This window comes from Streptomyces sp. URMC 126 (genome assembly GCF_051386555.1).
Classification (GTDB): domain Bacteria; phylum Actinomycetota; class Actinomycetes; order Streptomycetales; family Streptomycetaceae; genus Streptomyces.
Map to the genome: position 1 here is coordinate 1 of NZ_JBPQTX010000788.1, position 283 is coordinate 283.

1 protein-coding gene is annotated in these 283 nt (G+C 71.7%); it reads right to left on the bottom strand.

The window, feature by feature from the left end:
- Positions 1–283: MFS transporter (locus ACSNOK_RS33925; protein ID WP_436784591.1), on the bottom strand; the 283-nt coding region annotated here is incomplete at both ends.

The following is a 283-nucleotide window of genomic DNA, read 5'->3' on the forward strand; positions in this document are numbered from 1 at the left end:
GTACGGGGTTTCCGGGCCGGCGAGCAGCCAGCCGAGGAAGCCAACCGCGCCCAGCAGCAGCGCGCAGGTCATCGGCAGCCTGGGGCCGTAGCGCGCGGTGAGGCGCCCGGACAGGGGGGCGGCCACGACGGCCATGCACACGGTGGGCAGCAGCGCGATGCCGGTGGCGAGCGCGTCGTAACCGCGTTCGGTGCGGAAGTAAAGCGTCGACGCGTAGAGCATTCCGTAGTAGCCGAGGTTGAGCAGTACGCCGATGGCGGCGGCCGAGGAGAAGGCGGGGGAC